Annotated in this window: 3 protein-coding genes; 2 read left to right on the top strand and 1 reads right to left on the bottom strand. The window is 36.7% G+C overall.

Annotated features, from left to right (window positions below):
- Nucleotides 1-174 precede the first annotated feature (174 nt).
- Nucleotides 175-1,905 (top strand): alpha-L-fucosidase, encoded by a 1,731-nt coding sequence (locus tag L950_RS24340; RefSeq protein WP_021191111.1) that lies wholly within the window; start codon nucleotides 175-177, stop codon nucleotides 1,903-1,905.
- On the top strand, nucleotides 1,862-2,098 hold the full coding sequence (locus L950_RS28195; protein WP_021191110.1) for a discoidin domain-containing protein: 237 nt from the start codon (nucleotides 1,862-1,864) through the stop codon (nucleotides 2,096-2,098). The genes L950_RS24340 and L950_RS28195 overlap by 44 nt, the downstream gene beginning before the upstream one ends.
- 519 nt (nucleotides 2,099-2,617) lie before the next feature.
- On the opposite strand, the gene L950_RS24335 is transcribed toward L950_RS28195, so the two are convergent.
- Nucleotides 2,618-3,220: a hypothetical protein gene (locus tag L950_RS24335; protein ID WP_021191108.1), complete on the bottom strand. Its 603-nt coding sequence runs from the start codon at nucleotides 3,218-3,220 to the stop codon at nucleotides 2,618-2,620.
- Between the last annotated feature and the right edge of the window lie 909 nt (nucleotides 3,221-4,129).

The raw sequence follows: 4,129 nt of genomic DNA, 5'->3' as shown, positions 1-4,129 counted from the left end.
ATTGGATAACTGATAGATTAATAAGGAATGAATTATATCAAAAATCCGTAGTCGAGGCTAGGAGTAATAACCCTTATTACGACATGGCATGTCAATGCGCAGCAGGCTGCTCCAGCGCCCTATGGGGCGCTGCCAAGTGCCGACCAGGTTTCATGGCAGAAATTAGGATACTATATGTTTATCCATTTCGGACCGAATACTTTTACAGATAAGGAATGGGGTGATGGCAAGGAAAGCCCTATGGTTTTTAATCCAACTGATCTCGATGCGCGTCAATGGGCTAAAACAGCTAAAGATGCGGGTATGAAAGCTATTATTATAACCGCTAAGCATCACGATGGTTTTTGTTTATGGCCAAGTAAATACAGTACACATACGGTACGTGAAAGTCCATGGAAAGGTGGGAAGGGTGATGTATTAAAAGATCTCTCTGAAGCTTGTAAAGAATACGGATTGAAGTTTGGGGTATATCTGTCTCCTTGGGATCAAAATCATCCTTCTTATGGAACTCCTGAATACAACGATATCTTTGCCAAAACGCTGGAAGAGGTGTTGACCAATTATGGTGATATCTATGAGATGTGGTTTGATGGTGCAAATGGAGAGGGACCAAACGGTAAAAAGCAAGTTTACGATTGGCCATTGTTTCGTAGTGTGGTGTATAAGCATCAGCCTCATGCGGTTATATTTAGCGACATTGGCCCAGGAGCTCGCTGGATCGGCAATGAGTCTGGCTTTGCTGGAGAAACCAACTGGAGCACGCTCAATACGGATGGTTTTGGAATGGGAAAGGATGCGCCAAAACAAGCGATCTTAAATTCTGGTGATGAAAACGGTAAATATTGGATACCTGGTGAGGTGGATGTCTCCATAAGACCTGGATGGTTTTACAGCCCGGATACAGATGATAAAGTCAAGACCTTAAGTCAATTGCTGGGTATTTATTATACTTCAGTGGGGCGTAATGCTAATTTGCTACTAAATGTTCCTGTTAGCCGTACTGGAAAGATTCATCCGACAGATTCGACACGCTTAATGGAGCTTAGAGCTGTTGTGGATGCTACTTTTAAGACAAATTTAGCTAAAGGGAAAACTGTATTGATCAATACGACTCGCGCACCTCAACTCACAGATGGTAATTATGATACTTATTGGGGAGCTGAAGGCAACGCTAAAAAAGCAGTTTTGACACTTGATTTGGGAATAAAAACAAAGTTAAATCGTTTACTTCTACAGGAGTATATTCCGCTTGGACAGCGGGTAAGATCCTTTGAAGTAGCCTATTGGAACGGTCAGAAATATGTAGCACTGGTTAAGCAAAGCACAATAGGTTACAAAAGAATCCTTGCTTTTCCGACAATAGCGACGAATAAACTTCGGATTACACTGGAGGCTAATGCCGCGCCAGTACTTTCTGAAATTCAGGTTTATTTAGCTCCAGAAATGCTTGATGTACCTGTTATCAATAGAACCAAGGAAGGAATAGTATCTATTAAGATGAATAGTCCGGATCCGATTGTTACTTATACGCTAGACGGTAGTGAACTCAACATGAAAAGTATGCGTTACAATCAACCCTTTGAGCTGACAAGAGGAGGAACTGTAAAGGCAAAGGCTTTTATTAATAACGGAAAAGATTTTAGCGATGTGGTGATCGCAGATTTTGATCTTTCGACAGCCGATTGGAAAGTCTTGCATGCAAGTGAATCTAAAAAAGAATCGCAGATAAACAGGGCCTTTGATGGTAACGGTAGGACTAGTTGGGAAGCTAATCCTGCTGGATCTACGGGTATTTATGAAATCGCAATTGATATGGGTAAGGAAATGGAAATCGCAGGATTTACTTATACACCTGCTAACAATGGTAATACGGGCGGAACTGTTACTAAATACAATTTCCGTTAGTAGGAACGGAAAAGATTGGGATCGTATCCTGACGGATAAGGTATTTGGAAATATCAATAATAATCCGGTAAAACAGCAGGTGATGTTCCCAAATAAAAAACAGGCTCGCTTTATTAAATTGGAAGCCCTTGCGGTAATTGGTGCCGATCAAAGTGGAATGAAAATAAATGAAATCGGCGTGATTGTAAAGTAAAGTATAAATAGCAGATGTGATCAATCTTTCTAATTAAGGTTGTCAGCGAGCAATAAACGATAGTTTATTGCTCGTTCTGTTTAATTGAAAGAAATTCTCATTAAGATGCGATTCGAAATTTGGGTTTTATTATGATCTGTTAAGAAATGTCTTTAAGGCACAAGGACAGCTCTCCCTTTGATCTTTCCACTTCTTATACGCTCATAAACTTCATTTGCTTGATCGAGTTTAAATTCCTCTATCTCAATATGAATCTTCTTCTGCCTAGCCAATACAACTACTTCCATTAACAGTTAGTCATAAATCGATGATATAGTTTAGGGAAGACTAGAAGTTTCCAAGGCTTTATTTTTTATACCTATTCTATTTCGAGCGATATCCTTTTTAGGAACCAAGCTGGTCTTTATCCCCAAATTGCACATAGCCACGTAGTATCAGGTCTACATAATTTTCGGCATCTGCATGTTGCTTGAATTTTGCGATCAATTTATTTCCTAGACCAAGATTGCTTAATTTTTGTTAATCTTGAGTTTTCTCGAATATAGGTAGTTCTATTATTAGCTTGTAATATTCTGAGGAACGGCCTGTTTCTTTTTTTCCATCCTTCAAAGTTGCTTTAGCTTTTGATAGACCAGTTTTTTCTGCATATTCTTTCAATTCAGAATTTAGAGATGAAGTGACTCTTGAGGAAGAACCTAAATGCTCTTGAAGATTCTTAGGGAGTTTCGAAAATACTTCATTTGGAAGAAATTTATTTGGATTTTTAACTTTAGAAATAGCTTTTAAAATCTCATTTTTTAAATAGATTTTATTATAAGTTATATCTGCTTGAGGAGGACCAATTATTCTTCTCCATTCAATTTTATTTTTAGTCTCTTGTGGTAAATTTTCATACAGTTGGGTCGGAAACTTTGGGTCTAAAAATTGGAAAAGCTCTAAATTAAATACATTAGCAATAGCACATAATGTTTTATGGCTCAGACCAGTTTTTGACTCGTGTAAATCCTTTATTACATCTCTTGTGCTTCCAGCTAATTTAGATATATCCGCTGTATATAATCCAAACTTATCCATATATAAGTTTAATATTTTTATATAACTCTTTAATTCTGCTTCGAACATATGATTTATTTATTGAAATATTTGAATATTTGTATTTATATGTTTATATTTGAATAATATTTAATTAGCGACTTTATTTAGTAAGTTGTATGACTTACTTTACGATGTCTATCTCACCCAAAAACCGCAAATTTTCCCGTGAGATGATCGGTAGTTCGCCTTAAAATCTATTGGATAATTATTACCTTCGTAATATAATTTCCAATAGGGCGTACTGCTGTCAGTCTTAATAGGGGAAGAACCGAGTTTCGTGAAACTTGGTGACTGGTTTCTTTGCGGTTTCCGGGCTATAAGCATGTAGTACGCTTTATTGGTTATTTTGATAAAGTATAATTTATATTCAGAGTTAGATATCGTTCGCATAAAAACCAAAGATTATGAGAATGATTAAACACCAAATTCAAACCCTGTATTGCACGATCAACGTTTCGGGTTGTAGGTCTTACAGATCACCACCATTAAAGAACGTCATCGCTCCGCCAGAGTGATTACTTTCAAGAAATAAAAACCAAAATAGGGGAAAGGAACAGTATGTTCTTACGATTGCGCTTAACCGTGCAAATGATAAAACCCTGCTTGAGGTTTTTACCGATACATCTTATTGCAGTTTCTTATTTAGTTTATCATTCCTTAAAAATGCTCTTTCAAGCGTCAGACACTTTAAAAGTAGCATTAAAGAATTAGATAACCAAATAGTTTAATGTAATGTTGTATAGTTTTTCTATATAAGCGTGATCGGTTTTTACTTATTACAATGAAATGCAATGACGAAGACCATATTATAACCAATTGACGAAGATTTAATATTGCATTTTTTCCATCTTATTTTTTAACTATTGAACGGTTGAACAGGGAGCTTATTGCTTAGATTCTAGCTCCAGTTTCACCTTCAATTAACGAACCAAAAAA

It is taken from the genome of Sphingobacterium sp. IITKGP-BTPF85, assembly GCF_001006065.1.
Taxonomy (GTDB): domain Bacteria; phylum Bacteroidota; class Bacteroidia; order Sphingobacteriales; family Sphingobacteriaceae; genus Sphingobacterium; species Sphingobacterium anhuiense.
This window is presented reverse-complemented; position numbering and strand designations above follow the sequence as displayed.

Bases quoted from the DNA above. Each gene is read 5' to 3' on its own strand.
- L950_RS24340 (WP_021191111.1), top strand. From the start codon at position 175: ATGTTTATCCATTTCGGACCGAATACTTTTACAGATAAGGAATGGGGT.
- L950_RS28195 (WP_021191110.1), top strand. From the start codon at position 1,862: ATGGTAATACGGGCGGAACTGTTACTAAATACAATTTCCGTTAGTAGG.
- L950_RS24335 (WP_021191108.1), bottom strand. From the start codon at position 3,220: ATGTTCGAAGCAGAATTAAAGAGTTATATAAAAATATTAAACTTATAT.